General features: G+C 61.4%; 13 protein-coding genes. 3 read left to right on the forward strand and 10 right to left on the reverse strand.

The genetic code is table 11. The annotated features are described in order from the left end of the window. Positions 1–51 precede the first annotated feature (51 nt). Positions 52–1,062: a S1C family serine protease gene (locus QRN04_RS03910; protein ID WP_284974834.1), complete on the reverse strand. Its 1,011-nt coding sequence runs from the start codon at positions 1,060–1,062 to the stop codon at positions 52–54. Positions 1,063–1,411: 349 nt separating this feature from the next. Continuing rightward, positions 1,412–2,002 carry a hypothetical protein gene (locus QRN04_RS03915; RefSeq protein ID WP_284974835.1) on the reverse strand — a complete coding sequence of 197 codons (591 nt, stop codon included), beginning with the start codon at positions 2,000–2,002 and terminating at the stop codon, positions 1,412–1,414. A 209-nt stretch (positions 2,003–2,211) separates the two neighbouring features. Between QRN04_RS03915 and QRN04_RS03920 the strand changes: the two genes are divergently transcribed. Then, on the forward strand, positions 2,212–2,685 hold the full coding sequence (locus QRN04_RS03920; protein ID WP_284974836.1) for a DUF7793 family protein: 474 nt from the start codon (positions 2,212–2,214) through the stop codon (positions 2,683–2,685). A 135-nt stretch (positions 2,686–2,820) separates the two neighbouring features. Here the strand turns inward: QRN04_RS03920 and QRN04_RS03925 are convergent, their stop codons facing one another. The 8 genes from QRN04_RS03925 to QRN04_RS03960 all read right to left on the reverse strand — a co-directional run bounded on the left by QRN04_RS03925 (position 2,821) and on the right by QRN04_RS03960 (position 13,631). Beyond that, complete coding sequence (locus tag QRN04_RS03925) at positions 2,821–3,201, reverse strand: hypothetical protein (protein ID WP_284974837.1); 381 nt, start codon at positions 3,199–3,201, stop codon at positions 2,821–2,823. Positions 3,202–3,301: 100 nt separating this feature from the next. Then, positions 3,302–4,750 (reverse strand): UDP-glucose dehydrogenase family protein, encoded by a 1,449-nt coding sequence (locus QRN04_RS03930; RefSeq protein ID WP_284974838.1) that lies wholly within the window; start codon positions 4,748–4,750, stop codon positions 3,302–3,304. 48 nt (positions 4,751–4,798) lie between these two features. Beyond that, entirely contained in the window at positions 4,799–6,004 is a 1,206-nt protein-coding gene (locus tag QRN04_RS03935; protein ID WP_284974839.1) for a right-handed parallel beta-helix repeat-containing protein, read from the reverse strand. Continuing rightward, on the reverse strand, positions 6,001–8,073 hold the full coding sequence (locus tag QRN04_RS03940) for a right-handed parallel beta-helix repeat-containing protein (protein ID WP_284974840.1): 2,073 nt from the start codon (positions 8,071–8,073) through the stop codon (positions 6,001–6,003). The genes QRN04_RS03935 and QRN04_RS03940 overlap by 4 nt, the downstream gene beginning before the upstream one ends. 29 nt (positions 8,074–8,102) lie before the next feature. After that, on the reverse strand, positions 8,103–9,383 hold the full coding sequence (locus QRN04_RS03945) for a glycosyltransferase (protein WP_284974841.1): 1,281 nt from the start codon (positions 9,381–9,383) through the stop codon (positions 8,103–8,105). Positions 9,384–9,770: 387 nt separating this feature from the next. Beyond that, positions 9,771–10,313 (reverse strand): hypothetical protein, encoded by a 543-nt coding sequence (locus QRN04_RS03950; protein ID WP_284974842.1) that lies wholly within the window; start codon positions 10,311–10,313, stop codon positions 9,771–9,773. A gap of 159 nt (positions 10,314–10,472) precedes the next feature. Further along, complete coding sequence (locus tag QRN04_RS03955) at positions 10,473–12,149, reverse strand: alkaline phosphatase family protein (protein WP_284974843.1); 1,677 nt, start codon at positions 12,147–12,149, stop codon at positions 10,473–10,475. 354 nt (positions 12,150–12,503) lie between these two features. Beyond that, positions 12,504–13,631, reverse strand: a complete 1,128-nt coding sequence (locus tag QRN04_RS03960; RefSeq protein WP_284974844.1) for an alcohol dehydrogenase catalytic domain-containing protein — start codon at positions 13,629–13,631, stop codon at positions 12,504–12,506. Positions 13,632–13,880: 249 nt separating this feature from the next. Here QRN04_RS03960 and QRN04_RS03965 point away from each other — a divergent pair, with 249 nt between their 5' ends. Continuing rightward, the gene (locus QRN04_RS03965) at positions 13,881–15,941 is read left to right on the forward strand and encodes an ABC transporter ATP-binding protein (RefSeq protein WP_284974845.1); all 2,061 of its coding nucleotides are present in this window, start codon (positions 13,881–13,883) and stop codon (positions 15,939–15,941) included. Beyond that, positions 15,938–16,735: a CbiQ family ECF transporter T component gene (locus QRN04_RS03970; RefSeq protein ID WP_284974846.1), complete on the forward strand. Its 798-nt coding sequence runs from the start codon at positions 15,938–15,940 to the stop codon at positions 16,733–16,735. Before QRN04_RS03965 ends, QRN04_RS03970 begins: the two co-directional genes overlap by 4 nt.

A 16,735-nucleotide genomic window follows, 5' to 3' on the forward strand; every position in this document is an offset into this window, starting at 1 on the left:
ATGAACCCGGGCGTGGTGCTTCCGGGCCGCCTCTTGACCCGCCACACGCTCTCAACAGGAAGTGGGATCGCCGAACGGAAGCGACGTGCCAGCAATCAACCAAGCAATCCCGTTCCATTGCATAACGTACCGAATCCGCCAGTTGGAGCAGGTTTGGCCGTTCCGGCCGTCCGCCGCATCTTGGACGGTTTGCAGGTCAACGTCCGCCGAGAGTTTGTCTCCGCTGCCGGTGACATTTACGACGTCGGCTTTCCGCCAGTAGGAGGATCCCAGGCCCGCACTCCAAGCGTTGACGCCACCAAATGTCGCTTGAAGTTCAGGGGTGAGTTGCTTGAACGCGGCCGCGTATGCTCCACGATTGATGGCTTGCCCTTCCAGCAAAAGACTCTGGCCAATACTGCGCGCTTGCTCGTGAGAAGCCGAAACGGTCAGCGGAAAGGTCCCGGAGCCCGGGGCGGGAGCGTTGCCACATTTCTGGAGTGCCACGGGCGCCGTTCGTGTTCGCCATTCTTCAACTGCAGGTGCAGCGCGCACACCGGACACAGCGTAGGCGATGCCTTCGGCCCTCAACTCTTGGTCGAATTCGATAGAGACGATAACCCCTGAAACCTCGCCGTCTTGCGTAATCAAGGGGCCGCCGCTGTTCCCATGGTTGATGGCAGCGTCAGTTTGAATCAAATTCCTGAGTACCTGATTGCCCACCTGCTGTTGGGCATTCAGCGCGCTCACCGCGCCTCGGGTCAGGGTGAATGGTTTTCCTAGCGGGAATCCGAGAGCCGCAATGTCCGTTCCTATTGCAGGGTCCGCCGTTCTAAACGTAAAGCGATGCCCGGGCACAGCTTGGTCGGTCCTCGCCAGCGCTAAATCTTCGGCGTCGTCCTCACCCAGAACGGTGGCATTCACAGATGTTGCACCGAAAGAGATACTGATCGCCGAAGCGCCACGGACAACATGCGCGGCGGTGACGACGAGATCGGGGCCTACCAGGAAACCCGTACCTGAAAGGCTGCCGTCGCAGGTCGTTACGCTGAGTTGGCCTACCCCCGACTCCACTTCCGCCACGACATCAGGCCAACCTCTCGGAACGCCATCAGTGGTTGGAACCTGGCCCGTAGATGCAGTCTGGCCGCTGGTGGGGCCCAGGGCTGGACCCACTGCCTGCTGCGTGAGGCCAGCAGATGGACTTGAGGCATTCGGAGGCGGTGGCGAATAGACTGTGCATCCGGTTGTCGACGCGCTGGTCGCGGCAACCGCGGCAACCGCAAGGCGCCTGAATAAGCCCGATCCGTTGCTCATGAATTGCCTCCCACAGCCGTACGTCCGAAGCCTCGCCAGAGTATGGCCTACGCCTCGGCGGCTACATCCCCAGCAGGTACTCTGAAGCTTAAACCTGCCTAACGGACTTAGGTATCTAATTCTTGCTCCGGGACGTGACCGGCAGCTCGACATAGAACGGCTTACCCGAATTGACGTGCTGGTGGAGCCATTCCGGGCGATACATATGGCCGCAGGGGTCATGCACGCGCAGCTGTTCATCGTGCCGCAGTGCGGTGATACGCCGGTCAACGTCTGCCATGGTCGGGGCCATCTCCGTTACACCCGCAGCGGTGATTCGCCACGAAGCACCCGGTTCCCGGATTCCTTGCTCCAGCGCCAGAACTTCAAACAATTCCGCAAGCACGGCGTCCGGATCCGCGGGCAGGAGGCGGCGGACGCGGTGCTCCAGTGAGTGCGTCCTCAGCGCCGTGAACCAGGTCTGCTTGAGCCAGCTTCCATCGACCTTGCCCAGCCCGGGACTGAGCCGAAGGCGACGAGCCGAGTCAAGGCTGAGGCGGTACTGGTTGCCCGCCGGGTCGATGATGCACGCGGCCTCACTCACATACTCAAAACTTGCGAGCATTGCTTCTTCTGACGGGTGATAGGCGAAGTCGCCGTCGTCGTCAATCGAGAGGAAGGCGCGAATCTCGGTGACCTCGGGGGCTTGGTTCGATGCTGTTCCCATACTGGATCTTCCGTTTCCGTGGGGATGAGCGCATTGTCTGCCGCTCACTTTCCATGGGAGCACGGACAGGACCATACCGACCCCGGCCTTAACGAATTCCAAACGCCCGGCTTGCGATTATTGTCGTGATCTGGGAGTAGGCTCACATCACAGCCCGGAGTTTGCCCGGCTAGATCAGCGTCGATGGGGGCGCCGTTGAGGGGAACCACATGACAATGCTGAGTCCAACAGAAGATGGCCCACGCGACCTCGACTTAGTGTGCACCGGTCCACAAGCGCAGAAGTCAGCCCCCGCTGAGGTCTTTGTGGAAGACGAGCATGTTGTTCGCGTTGTGTTGCGCCCCGGTGTCCAGGTGACCCCGGAGGTCGGAGCGTTGATTCGGCAGCGTTTCCTTTCCCTGACTGCTGGTAAAGGCGCCGCTATCCTCCTGGAGATTACAGGCGTCGAAGCTATCAGCCGCGAAGCGCTCCGGGTCTTTAGTGGAGCGCGGACAGTCACGGCCTTCGCCACCCTGGGCAGCACTCCAGTGGACCGTGTCATGGCTCATGGACTTCACGGGCTACCCCTGCCCCAGTGCCCAAGCCGGTACTTCTCCGACGAAGCAGCTGCCTTGACCTGGCTCCGGGGTGTAATCGCAAGGGACCACCGGGATTCTAAACCGATCCCCGAGTTGGACCCGTAACCGGGAGCCCAGTGCCAACACACAATCCTGCGGATTGCCCGCCATCGCACGCTCACGGATACCCTTGAGGGAATTGTTCAGGCTCTGTAACGTCGCCTGGACTTGCCGGCGCTGCCGAGAAAGACATAAGCGGGATTACTTCCCATCCTCAAAGGAACCGGAGCCCACCGTGGGCTGAGGCCAGTCAACGAAACTACGCGCCGCGAGAAGTACCCGATGAGCAGTTTCATCGGATTCACTGTCGCGCAGGAGGCGGGCGGGCGGTGTGCTCTCCAGCACCGGGTTCATGCCTTGGAACCACGCCTGGACAACCTCAGGTTGGTTGGTTTCCGTCAGCATGCGGGCGATCTGGTACGCATCACGTAATCGTCTTATCACCGCTTGGGAGGGCGCGCGTTCTCTCGCCCCCCATTGCCGGACCGCCCTGGTCTCTTTCACCGATCCGATGTAAGCGACCAGCCGGGCCCCAAGTAGGTCACATAGACCGTTGATGAGAGCTGGCACGTCGAGACTCATGGCCTCACGGTAAGCGAGCATCTCGATCTCCGTTGATCCTGTTGTACCCAATGTTCCTGTCCTGTCTGCAGGTTTGGATCCCCAAATGAGGGGTGCTGATTCAGCCGACTTCCTGGGCGTCGAGCCTGGCTTTGGCAAAGTCCTCATCGAAGCTGGACACAACCGCTCCGGAACGCGCCGGGCGTCCGAGAGCGCGGTAGTCCCAACCTGCCGCCTGATATGCATCCGCGTCGAGGGCATGACGGCCGTCCACGATGCAGGGGGCCCCTGTCAGTTGGAGCAAACGTGCCGGATCAGCTTCCCGGAACTGCTGCCATTCGGTAAGCAGTGCAACTACTCCGGCTCCGGTAACTGCTTCCTCCAGGGAGTTGGCGTATTCCAGTTCCGGGTAGGAACGGCGGGCGTTGGGCATGGCCGCAGGGTCATAGACACTGACACGCGCACCTGCCTCATGCAGCATGGTGGCCACATCCAGTGCGGGAGCGTCACGGATGTCATCGGAGTTTGGTTTGAATGCCGCACCGAGGCAGGCAATCTTCACCCCGGTGACATTACCCCCCGCTAATTCGGTGACGAGATCTACGGTGCGTTGGCGTCGACGCTGATTGATCGCGTCCACTTGACGGAGGAAGGACACGGCTTGCCCCACACCAAGGGCCTCAGCCCGGTGGGCAAAGGCACGGATGTCCTTAGGAAGGCATCCGCCTCCAAAGCCGAGACCGGGCTTGAGGAATCTGCCACCGATTCGGCTGTCATAAGAGAGGGCTTTGGCCAGAAGTGCGACGTCGGCGCCTGTGGCCTCGCAAACTTCGGCCATGGCGTTAATGTAGGAGATCTTAGTGGCCAGGAATGAGTTCGCGGCTACTTTAACCAGTTCTGCGGTGGCCAGATCAGTGACAATAACGGGAGTTCCTGCCTGGATGATTGAGGTGTAGCAGGCGGCCAGCTGCGCCTCCGCCCAGGCCGATGCGGTCCCGAAGACGAGCCGGTCCGGCTGAAGCGTGTCCACCACCGCATAACCCTCGCGCAAAAACTCCGGGTTCCACGCCAGTTCAATCAACTCCCCGGCTGGGGCTGTGTTCCGCACGAGCGCAGTCAAACGGGCTGCCGTGCTGATGGGAACCGTTGACTTCCCCACAATCAGGCATTTGCGGGTGAGGTTGCGGGCCAACGCGGTGACGGCCGCGTCAACGAATGTGAGATCCGCAGCATCTGAACCCTTTGATTGCGGGGTGCCAACGCAGATGAAGTGCACGTCACCGTGATCGGCCGCCAGCGCGAAGTCGGTGGTAAACCGTAACTTTCCTGAAGCCAAGACCTCTTGGAGTTTTTCCTGAAGGCCGGGTTCAAAAATAGGAAGGTGTCCATCGGCCAGCTGGTCGATCTTGGCTTGGTCGACATCGAGTCCTACAACGTCGTACCCGAGAAGAGCCATGCAAACAGCGTGCGTCGCACCAAGGTATCCGGTCCCGACAACCGTGATATTCGGATGGTCGACAACACCTGGGCGTGCAATGGTCAGGTCCATGGGCGGAACGGTCTGCGGCATGATTTCACCTCTCGTAGTGACTGGTCGGTTCGGGGCTGCTGCCGGGAATCAAGGATTGCTGCATGGGATGTTGCTGGTGCCTTTCTGGGCGCCGGTAAGGGTGTTGGAACAGGCGATGATGTTGTTCATTGGCGGCGTCATGGCGATGCCGTAGCCCGGTCCGTTCACGGTCCCGGTGTTGTGGGTGAAGATGTTGTTGTCGCCCCACTGTTGAAGAATGTTGTGGGTTTGGAAACCGTCTTTGGGAGAGTTCCTCCCGTCGTTTCCGTCAACGGTCCACGCGTTGCCCTTCACGTTGATCCACGCGGTGGCGCCGCTCATGTTTGTACCGTCGAAGCGGTTGTTTTTAACCACGCCTCCGACGGTTCCCTCTTTGATATCGACGTTCTCGGCTGTGGTGTCGGAGACGACGTTTTCGGCGATCATGTTGTAGTTGCTGGCATCCGCCGTGCACTTGCTGTACGTGCACCAATTACTGACGGCCGAGCCGATGTAGATGCCCTCGCCGTACTTTGCGTTGTTGCTGCCGGTGTGGCCGACTGTGTTGCCGATAACCACGTTGCTGCTCGAATTGGTCCGCAGATGGATACCCTCGTCCCCGATGTTGGTCACGGTCAGATTCTCAATCACCGACCCATTAGTTGAGTCGGTAACAATTCCCTTCTGTCCGTTCCGGACGGTGAACCCTGATAGGACCCAGTAACTGGCTCCATCGAGGTGGAAGACGTACCCCTTTTTGGTGTCACCGCCGTCCATGACTGCACCTGGTCCCCCGCACAAGTAGATCCGGTTGGCAGCTGTGCCCGAGTTCTTGGTGGCGAAGTTCCCTGTGTAAATACCGTCATGCATTTGGATCGCGTCCCCGGCCTTCGAGTTGGCCAGCGCAGCCGCTAGTTCGGATGAGCTCGATACGTTGACGGTCGCCGCCGGGCAAGGAATTTTCTGGTCGTTAGGGAGCGGTCCCTGACCGGGCCGAGCGGTGATAGCGGCTTGGCTCATCGGTTCCTTTTCGGCCGTTGACTTGCTGTTTTTACTCGCAGTGGAACCTGTGACCGGGGATGTCGCTGTTGTAGCCGTCGGGGAGGCCGTTGCCGGTAACGCTGCATGGCTGGACGCGGAGGGAGCAGGCGTCGCCCCGGCCTTGGATTGGTCTCCTGAAGGCAACCCTCTTGCGACGAAAACGATCAAGCCAACGAGCAGGAGTAGGCCGAGGGCGGGTAGGAGGAGCAGCGGAAGCTTTGATCGACGATTCATGACACTCTGGCTTCACCCTGTGCCGGCTCGGACAGTTTTCGGCGCGCAAGTTGGCGGCGGGTGTTTCCCGCCCAACGCCGTCGACGTCCGGATGAGGAGGCCCTCTCCGCCAAGGGCATATCAACGGTGGAGTTGATAAGCTCCGGGGGCAGAATCAAGGGGTCCAGGTCCGTGAATGTGCTCATTGGTGCCTGCGCAGCATACGGGTGCCTGACTGTTCCGCGGTGCCGATGACCGGAGAACGCCGTAAAGAGCAGGATCAGGGCCAATAGGGTCCATATGATGGTCAAGGGCTGGAAGAAAGCGACCAGCCTTTGCCAGAGTGTTCTGGTTGTGCTCCAGCTGACCGCCGACGTGTTCACCGCCGTCGCGTTGCTGGCCCTTTTGAGGTCCACGGGCTCGGGCCCGGAACCGGTGATGGTGTTGGTATCGATCTGGATGCGGTCGGGGCCAATTGCGGAGATGCCGTGGTTGGTCATACCAGAGAGTGTGTTGTTCTCCACCTTTCCCTGGGCATTGCGCAGATAAATGCCGACGGCGGCCCCAGAGACACTGTTGTTATCGACGGTCCCGGCTGTAACCCCATCACGCAGCGCAATACCTTGTACTTTCTGCTCGCTAAGATGATTGTCGGTGATAGTGACCGCTGAAGCGGAGGCGTCCACGACGATTCCCACCAGACCGCCAGTGACGGTATTGGCCCGGACTGTCATGTCCTTCCCGCCACGTGCTTCGATGCCGTAGCGTCCATTGTTGGCGACGTCACTGCCGTAAACGACGTCGTTGCCATAGGAGGCCAGGGCCGTACCGGTAGCGGAGGGGCCGCTGGCCAGGGAACGGCCGTCAACATATATCCCGTCCCGACCGTTGGAGTCGGCCTTATCGGTGTCGAGCCTTATATCGCTGGCGGCACGGGAGACTACAAAGCCATTGAGGGCACTCGAGCGGACGGTTGTATCCATGATGGCGGCATTGGAGACATTGCGGTGGAGGACAATACCGTCCATTCGGCTGTTTTTGACCTGAACATTGTGCACACTGATTCCCGACGTGTTGGCCAGGAACAGACCGTAAACATTGTCTGTGATGGAGGTGTCCGAGACGGTGACGCTCACCGCGCTGGAAGTCGTGCTGGTTGCCGCCGAGTCAGGCACGGCGAGCGTCGCCCCCGGCTGTAGTGGGGGCGGGGCAGGTGCGGTCGGCGGGCTGGGCCTCACAGTGACGGTACCGTGGCTGGAGACATGCGGCGGCCGGGGCGGCCGTACGTGAATTTTCGGGGGCCGGACTCGACCGGCAGCACTTGTGACGGGCTGGCCAACCATCGACAAACCGCCGGTCGGTCCGCTCCAGAAGCCCAGATCCTGGAACAAGGCATGGCTGATATGGACAGTCCCCCCGATGGAGCGAACGTATGATCTACCGTTATCGGTGACCAGGCGCGGGCCGCCGGAATCCGGGTCCCAGCTGCCTATTCTGATAGGGACATCGGCCGTTCCGACGACATTAAGGGTGCCACCGGAATTCACAATCGATACAAACTTTTTTGACGTGCTCAGCAGGTAGATCGTAGGTGTGGGGTTACTCAGCGACAGAGTAGCCCCTGCTTCGATCACGATGTTTTCGCTGAGCAGGAAGCTGCCATCTGCTTGCTTGACGAATGTCTGAGGGGCGAGGGACAGCAAGTCATCGACGGTGTAAGCGTTGGTACGTGCTGGAAGCACCAAAGTGGTGCCAGTTGCAGAGGGTACACGGTATGGCACCGTGAGCTTGGTTCCGCTCCACCGGGCAATGGAGGATACCGTGCGTAATTGGGCCAGGCGTTTAGCCTCGACGGCAACGAGTGCTGCCTCATTCTGTGGGTTTCCGCCATAGTTGCTACCGTCACTGACCGAGGGCGTCGGATCCGGCGCGACAGAAGGCTGTGGAACAGGGGCAGACGCTCCGGAAGATACGGCAGCCGCGTCGGGGCTGGGAGTAGGCGCAGCCTGGCCACTGTCCGTGGGGGCCGCCGCTGCTGCCGGGCCAATAATCAGAAACGCTGCCAACCCGAGGACCGCGGGGGCAATCATGCGATTCTTTGAGGTACTCCAGAGTGCGTTCATGGCTTGGTTTCCGCAACATGGAGGGTAGCCGCACTTTGGCCGTCCCCTCCGGTCCGGTTCTCCGCCCTTGTCAGCCAACCCTGCTTGTTCATGGTGAACAAGGCATAAGCTTTCACTGGCAGGGCCACCAGGATGACCACCAGGGCCACGAGGGGCAGCAGGACGATCTCCCCCGGGTGACGGACCAGGTGAGAGATGCCGCGGATCCCGCGGCCAAGAAGAAGCCAACCTACCGCCAGGGCTATACCGGTGCCGGTCAATTCCAGCCGGCTGAACAGCAAATAGATCACTGAGATTCCCATGGTCACTGGTGTTAGCAGGATCTGCAAAACCGTCACTTTGGTCACGAAGGGTACTCGCCAAAGCCAACCTTTATGGACGGCTGTCAGGTAACAACGGTAGGAATTCCTGCTCCAGCGGACGCGCTGTTTGATAAAGGCGCGGAGAGTGTTCGGGAACATTGAAAGTGCTTGGGCCGAGGACTGATGAACGGTTTTAAATCCGGCCCCAAGGACCAGCCACGTCAGTCGCCCGTCGTCGCCGGAGATGCAGCGACGTCCAAGAAAGAATTCATCTTCCAGGTTTGGAAGCAGCGGAATAATCAACGCCCGTCGGTACGCGGCCGTGCGCCCCGAGAGGCAAGCCACGGCACCTGCGGCCCCCATCGCAGGGACGTAGTTGTAGTAGCGGAGGTTTATCATCCAGTCCGCCACGCGCCGCCATACACTGCTGGTGCGTTGGTACACATTCTGCTGGGTACCAACGCCTCCGACGAACGGGTCGATGAACGGCATCTGAACGGCAGCGAGCAATCCCTCCTGCCAGGAAGTATCTGAGTCGACGAGTACCAGAATTTCGCCCGTCGCTTCGCGAATGCCTCGGCTGAGGGCTGAACGCTTTCCTGCGTGGCGAAACAGGATGGGAGTAACCCTCGGGTCGCCGAGCGCTGTGATGCGGCCATAGGCCTCGGTGTCCTTGACATCCAGGACGATCAAGATCTCAGTGGGGTCCTCCGCAAGCCAAGTATCCAAGCATCGCATCAGAATGTCCGGGTCTTCATGGAAAGAAGGCACAACCACCGACGTCGTCGTGGAGAAATCATTCACGATCGGGCGCGCCCGTTTGGACAGAATCACCCGATAAAGCCACAGACTCCACACAACCGCGCCGGCAACGGCCAACGGTATGTAATGGCGCCACTCAGACAAAACCTGAAACAGGTCAAAGCTTCCTGCCTGAGCAACAGAGACCGGCACCAAAAGCGAGACGCCGGTCATAGTGCCATTCCCCGTGTGATCGCTCCTGTGAATCCCGAAGAAGTCTCACGCTGAACTAAGAGTGAAAGGGGTGTCATAGTACTTGCTTTCGTCGAGAAGATTTACCTCGGTATCCCCACGCTATGCAGGCAGGTCCGGGCTCTTCCCGAGTAATTGGTACTTGTTTTTCCCGATTCGAACTCCCGCCGACTCAACCGTACTCAGAATGTGACATGCATCACACTCGTTTTTAAGGAATAGAAACTGCCTGACTCAAGCCTTGATACGCGATACCAAGCAGGCGCTCGGCCCGTGGAGACGCGGTTTTTCCCTGCCGATGCCCCCGCCCGGATTGCCTCGGAGGCGTACGTCCGAGCACCTCGACGTCGGTACTCAGGCAACGATGAGTCACCGCATGTTGGGATAGCGCTGCCGACGGTCCAGCAGAACTGACACTGCGAACCCGGCGCCAAGGAGGAGGACGCAACCGAACCATCCGAGCATCAAATAGACCATGACCCTGATGTCCGTGGCTTCGTAGGGGGCGAGCGATTGCCCGGCGACTACAACCTTTCCCTGCGACGACCGGGCAACCACTGCCAGCCGCAGTCCGGGTTCCGGTTGCCACGTCACGGCATCCGCGCCTGACCTTCGTGCCGTATCGAGCACTCCGGCCGGAACGGTTGGAAGTACGCCGTGGAGGGTTGCCGTTCCCGTTTCGGGTGTGTCGTCGCTGCCGTACACAATCACAAAAACCCCGCTTTCCGGGGTCAATTCCAGACGTGGGACGGACGAGACAGACGTGCCGGGCATCTGTATCGCCGACGCGGCCGCCGCCGCCGGTGCAATGTCAGCGGACCTCCGGCCAGATTGCTGGAAAGCAATGTAAACGCTGCAGAAGACGACGGTCACGACCGCAGCCGCCGCGACCCATCCGATTATTCTCGTCATACTCGACATCATGAAACATGGATTCCCAACACGGAAGTGGGGCGCCTGCCTGCCTCTCAGCCACGGGGTTCTGCAGCCACGGCCTTGGGCCCGGTACGAATCACTGGAGGGCTTCGAGGACGTGCCTCGGAAGCCCTCCAGTGTCGTCGGGAAGGGTGGTCAGCGCTGCGGGAGTGCCTTAGTTCCCTCGATCTGCACTGCCTGGAGTTTGTTGGGGTCCAGGCCAAGGGTCTTGAGGATCGTTGGGGCGATCTGTGTGGTTTCGACAGTGGCTTCTACTGTGCGCGCGTGGGCATCATGAGCCCCGGAGATGACGAGCGGGACGTCACGGTCATCTGCGGAGGCGCCCCCGTGTTCGGCGATCTTGGCTTTGCCTCCGGTGAAGACGACGCCGGTCTGCGCGATGCCAAGAATGTCAGGGTAGCGCGAGTCACTGGTCTTTGTACCGAAGTATTCCGCGACCTCGCTGCCCGCGTAGATCTTGCTGAGCCCTGACGTTCCGACCGTCTTCGAGGCACCCTTGACGTCGTTCCCTGTGGCCGAGTGGGAGGCGAGGTAGTCCTTGGCGAACTGCGCCGCCTTCTCGGAGTGGTCTGAGAGCCAGAGCTGCATGATGTCATCGTCGGTGGAGAATGCCACCAGATCTGCGGACTCCGGGTTGGCCGCCTTCCAGGCAGCGTTAAGTCCGCTGATGATCGCACTGTCCGGGACACGGGTCAGGGCCGAGGGGTCCATGGGCGACTGTCCGTGCTTCGCGGAAAGGACGACCGTGGTGTCTTTTGCGTGCCCGGAGGTCGACAATGCCGACTCCAGTTTTCCGACCGACGCGTCGACGTAGTCCAAAGCCTTGCTCAACAGCGGCCCGGGTACCGTGCCGCCGGTGAGGTAACCACCGGTCAGTCCGTCCGACGTCGGAAGCTTCTGGGCGGTTGAGACGGACTGGAAGTTCATGCCGAAGATGGCCGGCACGGCCGCGGCTTTAGTACCGGAGTGGTCCTTGCCGTCGATTTCGTTCACTACGGCCTGGACCTTGTATCCGTCGTACTGCTGGGTTGCGGCGTTGTCCTGTGTCCAGTCACCGGTGAATGGCGCGGGCGCCTGGCTATTGATCTCGGGAGTGAAGAGATCATCCACTCCCTTGCCGGAAGGGCCGTTGAGGATTTCGTACGCGGGGTGCTTGTCCGACCAAGCGGTGGTCAGGCCAGCACTCTTGGCCACTTCAAAGACCGTGTTGACCTTGAGATACTGGTGCGGGTAAACGGGCTTGCAGGTTGCGGGGTCCACAGGGAGTGCCGCCGGGTTGAGCAGCGATCCCGGCTGGCCGGTCATGTTCATGATGCTGGAAGGCAGACCGGAGAGACCCTGTCCGGCGTCAAGCGCGTTCGGATCCTTATCTGCGGCCTCGGTCAGTGCGACTTCCGTCCCGGGCGCGGTGTTCTTACAGTCCGTCGTCCCGGCAGGCAGGAGGGCCCGGTTGAAGGTGTCGTCATAGTAGATCCCAGTCGTCCCCGGGTTCCCGCCGGTGAACTGGCCCACCATCCCCGGGAACGAATCGGAAGGCACAGGGGTTTGTGCGTGCGTGTAGCTTGTGCCGTGACTGACCAAGGCGGCTAGGGCCGACGTCGGGTGGTTCTTGACGTACCAGTCGAGGTCCTTCTGATGCAGGCCGTCCACCGAGAGCACCAATACGTGCTTGGACGTCTCGCCTTTGCCCTCCTGCCCGTGGGCGCCGTGCTGACCATCGGCGGCCACCGCCGGCACCACAGCCGAGCCTGCCACCATGACTGCACCTAGAACCGCTGCTGCGGCGATTCCGTTCCTCTTTGCTGACTTCATGAAATAAGACCTTTCGGGCATCTGAAAACCACGGAATAAGTTGTCCCCTCCTTGGATTCTTACTGAACGAAAGGCCCCTTCTCATGCGTTTCCTGCTGTCCGACCCAAGGTTCACTTGAGGTTCAACCGCGCGCCACGAAACTCTCTGGAAATTCACAGACTCGGGCGGGGCTTTTGATGTTTCGGGCCTTACTGGGCACTTAGCCGCCATAGCGGCAACCGAACCATGCTGTAGCTGCGCGCGATGCCTCTCAACTGGCCCGCCATCCCGAGCGAGATCCTCCAAAAGCAATGCATCCAGCCGGTACAACTTAGAGCCGAAAACGACCTCGCGGTGGGTTGCTGCGCCGCCGTTTAGCTCGGGTGTTCGTCATCGGCGTCGAACATGATGACCTGCCGGACCGCCTTTCCGTCCGCCAGCTCATCCATGGCTTGGTTGATATCGGCCAGGGCGATGCGGGTGGTTATCAGTTCTTCAACGGGGAGCTTCCCCTCGCGCCAGAGCTGGGCGTACTTAGGGATGTCACGTGCCGGTACTGCTGACCCCAGGTAGCTGCCTATGATTGTGCGGGCTTCGCCGGTGATGGTCATGGGAGAAATCTGAGCGCGCGCATCGGGTGAGGGAAGCCCGGCGGTGATGGTGGTCCCACCCACAGCGGTGGCAGCGAAGGCAGTTTCGAAGGCCTTGGGGTTTCCTGCGCATTCGATAACGAACTTGGCCTTTATCCCCTGCTCGAGCAACTGCTGCGGCGTGTAGGTTTCGTGGGCACCGAGCCTACGGGCATGCTCGAGCTTGTCTTCAAGGGTATCCACGGCGACGATGCGTGAGGCCCCTTGTGAGATAGCAGTGATCAGCGCGGCCATCCCCACGCCACCAAGCCCGACGATCATAATACTGTCCTCAGGCTTCGGTCGGGCCGCGTTCAGCACGGTCCCGCCGCCGGTAAGGACAGCACATCCAAGGACAGCAGCGATCTCCGGTGGAACGTCATCGCCGACAGGTACTGCGGAGGCCCTGTCAACCACGGCATGGGTGGCGAAGCCCGAAACGCCAAGGTGATGGAAGATCGTCTCCCCATCGCGGGTGAGATGCGCGGATCCGTGCAGCAGGACTCCCTCGGCGTTTGTTTTTGATCCTGCAGTGCAGGGTAGCCGGCCGTCCTCTGCACAGTTCGCGCATTTTTCGCATCGGGGAAGAAAAGACATGACCACCCGCTGGCCCGGCTGCAGATCGTTGACTTCGGAGCCGACCTCTACGACGCGTCCGGCCGCTTCATGTCCGAGCAACATTGGTACGGGGCGGACCCGGTTTCCGTCGACGACGCTCAAGTCCGAGTGGCAAATCCCGGCGGCCTCGAGCCGGACGAGGATTTCGGTGGGGCCAGGGCCTGCCAACTCAAGCTCCGAAATGGTGATGGGTTGTGACTCAGCGAAGGGACGAGAACGGCCGATTTCTTCAAGAACTGCGCCGGTGATCTTCATTTGTCTGTTCCTTTCCGAGGTTGCTCGGGTTGCCCCGCCGGATTCCGCGCCATGCGTTGGGCATGTGCTCACTTGCGCGCCAGCCATGGCCCAGTCCTGCCCAGTGCTGTCCTGTACACAATAATTGCCCTCACCCTCCACGCCAGCTTCTATCGACGTCGTGATCACACGGCAACCCGACAAAACGGGGCACGTTAGGGCGGAGGCGCCTGTCAGGATCTTCGGAGCGGCGCAGTGGATACTCGGGATATGCGTTCGGAAGGAAGTTTCACGGGTCGGTTGCGGCCGATCGACGCCGGGAGTGCTGCGGTGCTGTCTGCAGCGGCGGCTTCGATTGTGGTTGTTGGGTCCCTTTTGCCGCGGGCAGGGGTGGTGGAGCTACTGGCATCGGTCCCGCTCGCAGTTCTGGCTCAGCGGCACAGCGCCCGGGCCATCCTTGCCGGTGCGGTGGCCGGCTCCATAGTTGGCTTCGTCGTTGGGGGCGTGGGTGCGTGCGCGGCAGTCCTCGCCTGCGCCGTGATGGGAGGAGTGGTCGGTTCGGTCAGCCGCCGGGGCCGCGGATGGAAAACGGTATTAGGCCTATCGTTCGTGATTGGCCCACTATGTGGGGCCGCCGCAGTGGTACTTCTATGGATTCTCTCCGCGGCAAGGGAGTTGGCCTTCGCTGCGCTCCGGAGCGCCGCGGCCGGCGTTGCGGCAGCATTGGACGCCGTTGCCCTAACGAACACGATTGCTGATTTTGTGAGGGATGCGACCGACGTCGTACTTAGTTCATGGTGGCTGTGGGTATTCCTGGCAGTAACCGGGTTCATGCCGATAGGGATGCTGTCGGTGTGGAAGGTGCTGAGCGTGGTACTGGCTCGGGTCAACTGGGTCACCATCGATGACGCATTGGACGACGCCGGCCGGCGCGCCCCACAGCCTTCCGGTCCCCTGCCCATGGAATTGAGAGCTGTCCGGTATCGCTACCCCGGCGCGGCTACGGAGGCCTTGAAAGGGATCGATGTGGCTCTGTCCGAACGGGAATTTGTTGTGATCACCGGGGCCAATGGCTCCGGAAAATCCACGCTCGTGAGGGTGCTGGCCGGTGCCGAGCCGACCGCCGGCGAAGTGATCCGGCCCGGTGCGCCCGGACTCGGCGAAGTGGGTGGAACTGCCCTGATCACCCAGCGTCCGGAGACTCAGGCGTTGGGCATGACCGTCGGTGAGGACTTGGACTGGGGTCTGCCTGCGGGCTTTGCGGCGGACAAGGCCGGCGTCCTGTCGGCAGTGGGACTGGCAGGTATGCAGGAACGGGCCACAACGTCATTGTCCGGGGGCGAGCTGCAGCGGTTGGCCGTTGCCGCAGCATTGGTGCGCCGGCCGGCGCTGCTGATCTCCGACGAGTCCACCGCCATGGTTGACGCGGATGGGCGGGCAGCGTTGCTGCAACTTTTGGCGGATCTTCCACGTTCCTTTCCTGTCACCGTGGTTCATGTCTCCCATTCGGAGACCGAGTCGGACCGGGCTGACAGGGTGATCCATTTGGTGGGCGGCCGTATCGCATCGGACGGCAGGTCGGTCCCAACGGGACACGCCGAAGCATCGGGCGCGCGCTTGGTGCGGCGAGAACCAGCGCCGGCACCATCCCCTTCGCCCAAGGTATTGGAGCTTAGGGAAGTGGCACATACTTATGCGCCCGGGACCCCGTGGGCCCATGAGGCGCTGCGTCCGGTCAGTTTCGACCTGCACGAAGGGGAAGGCTTGCTCATCACGGGCGGGAACGGCTCAGGTAAGTCAACCTTGGCTTGGATCCTGGCGGGACTTATCCGCCCTGAGCGCGGAGCTTGCACCCTTGACGGGGCGCCGATGCAAGACCAAGTGGGTTTGGTTGCTTTGGCATTCCAGCATTCACGGCTGCAGGTCCAACGCCCCACCGTGGCATTGGACATCCTGGCCGCCGCAGGGCGCCACGTATCGCGGCGGGTAGGGGTTACGCCGGACGATTCGACGTTCGTGGCAGCAGCCCTCGACGCCGTCGGACTCCCCCCTACATTGGCTTCGCGCAGCATCGAAGAACTTTCGGGAGGGCAACTTCGGCGGGTCGCGCTTGCAGGCCTGATCAGTGCGAAACCACGCGTGCTCGTCCTTGACGAACCATTCGCCGGCTTAGACCCACTCAGCAGGCAGCAGCTAGGTGAGACGCTCGCTTCGCTGCGAGCACGGGACGGATTGTCGCTGGTGGTCATCTCCCATGATCTGGATGGGTTGGAAACCGCCTGCCCGCGTCACCTGGATCTGGACCAGCGACCCCGCGAGTGGGCCGCATGAGTCCGGCAAAGGCCGACCGCCGACGACGAGCCCCGGGAATTGGAGATGTACTGCTTCGCCAGTTGCCCGGTCCGTCGGTCATCCATGGCTTGTGGGCCGGCACCAAACTGGTCTGCCTTCTGTTGGAAACAGTAGTGATGCTCGGATTCCCTGGTTGGCCGGCGGCAGCAGCGGGTGTCCTCCTGGTCCTCGCTGCGGCCCGGACTGCCCACGTCCCCATCGCGGCTATCCCACGACTGCCAAGGTGGGCCTGGTTCTTCCTCTTGCTGGGAGCGGGAGCGTCGTTATTGGGGCAGGGATTCGGACTGTACGTGCAGTCAATGACGATTGCCGCGGCGTTAGTCGGGTTCGGTGCGATCGTGGCCTGGACGACGCCGGTGGCCGAGATCGCCCCGGCCGTCGCCCGCCTCGCGGCACCCTTGCGCGCCGTCGGGGTTCCCGTCCATGAATGGTCCCTCGTCCTGGGGCTATGCCTTCGAAGTCTCCCGCTGCTGCTCGAAGAGTTCAGGATTCTTGCTGCCGCCCGACGGCTCCGCCGGACACCAACGGAACGCGGGGTGGGAGCGGTCGGTGCGGTGGCGCGGGAACTGATTGACCTGCTGACCGCGGCCACGGCCGTGTCTGTACGGCGCGCCGCCGAACTCGGCCGGTCCATCACCATCCGTGGGGGTGTCCCGCAGGCTTATCCAAGTGGCCGCGGGCCCCGAGGGGTGGATTTCGTGTGCATGGCAATCGTCGCTGCCGTGTGCGCGGTAGTGATCGCCACGTCAATCGCCGGTCTATTTCCAGGGTAG

It is taken from the genome of Arthrobacter sp. efr-133-TYG-104, from assembly GCF_030208915.1.
Classification (GTDB): Bacteria; Actinomycetota; Actinomycetes; order Actinomycetales; family Micrococcaceae; genus Arthrobacter.

Excerpts from the sequence above, each read along its gene's own strand:
- QRN04_RS03915 (WP_284974835.1), bottom strand. The coding sequence starts at position 2,002 with ATGGGAACAGCATCGAACCAAGCCCCCGAGGTCACCGAGATTCGCGCC.
- QRN04_RS03920 (WP_284974836.1), top strand. The coding sequence starts at position 2,212 with ATGACAATGCTGAGTCCAACAGAAGATGGCCCACGCGACCTCGACTTA.
- QRN04_RS03925 (WP_284974837.1), bottom strand. The coding sequence starts at position 3,201 with ATGAGTCTCGACGTGCCAGCTCTCATCAACGGTCTATGTGACCTACTT.
- QRN04_RS03930 (WP_284974838.1), bottom strand. The coding sequence starts at position 4,750 with ATGCCGCAGACCGTTCCGCCCATGGACCTGACCATTGCACGCCCAGGT.
- QRN04_RS03935 (WP_284974839.1), bottom strand. The coding sequence starts at position 6,004 with ATGAATCGTCGATCAAAGCTTCCGCTGCTCCTCCTACCCGCCCTCGGC.
- QRN04_RS03940 (WP_284974840.1), bottom strand. The coding sequence starts at position 8,073 with ATGATTGCCCCCGCGGTCCTCGGGTTGGCAGCGTTTCTGATTATTGGC.
- QRN04_RS03945 (WP_284974841.1), bottom strand. The coding sequence starts at position 9,383 with ATGACCGGCGTCTCGCTTTTGGTGCCGGTCTCTGTTGCTCAGGCAGGA.
- QRN04_RS03950 (WP_284974842.1), bottom strand. The coding sequence starts at position 10,313 with ATGACGAGAATAATCGGATGGGTCGCGGCGGCTGCGGTCGTGACCGTC.
- QRN04_RS03955 (WP_284974843.1), bottom strand. The coding sequence starts at position 12,149 with ATGAAGTCAGCAAAGAGGAACGGAATCGCCGCAGCAGCGGTTCTAGGT.
- QRN04_RS03960 (WP_284974844.1), bottom strand. The coding sequence starts at position 13,631 with ATGAAGATCACCGGCGCAGTTCTTGAAGAAATCGGCCGTTCTCGTCCC.
- QRN04_RS03965 (WP_284974845.1), top strand. The coding sequence starts at position 13,881 with ATGCGTTCGGAAGGAAGTTTCACGGGTCGGTTGCGGCCGATCGACGCC.
- QRN04_RS03970 (WP_284974846.1), top strand. The coding sequence starts at position 15,938 with ATGAGTCCGGCAAAGGCCGACCGCCGACGACGAGCCCCGGGAATTGGA.